We start from the raw sequence: 408 nt of genomic DNA on the forward strand, positions 1-408 counted from the left end.
GCTTGTTTGAATAGCGCGTAAACATAACTACATACTAAGACAGCAAGAAAAATACAGCTACCTTGGGGGAGAAGTAAAGCTTGCCTGAAATTCACTCATTTAATCAACATCTATAAAAATCGATATACAAAGGCTTACAAGATGAAATACATACATTGTTGTTGGCCAATGGATAGCTGTGTTTCAGTGCCTTATTATTGTGCAGCATTATCATGGGTGGCATAGTAATTACTGCGGAAAGTAATTATGGGTGGCATAGTAATTTCTTACTGGCAATGAACATCAAGAGAAAACCTCCGGTATCCGCTTTAGCTTGAAGGACTATTTAACCCTTGTAGATGAAACAGGTCGCGTAATAAGAGCAGACAAACGAGGCGCTATCGATAACAAAACCGCAAATATACTGTC

General features: G+C 38.5%; 1 pseudogene. It reads left to right on the top strand.

The features are described from left to right. Positions 1–271: 271 nt before the first annotated feature. Positions 272–408 (top strand): annotated as a pseudogene (locus H4J76_RS20100) (transposase); the annotation flags it as partial.

Source organism: Colwellia sp. BRX9-1 (genome assembly GCF_014077195.1).
GTDB lineage: Bacteria > Pseudomonadota > Gammaproteobacteria > Enterobacterales > Alteromonadaceae > Colwellia_A.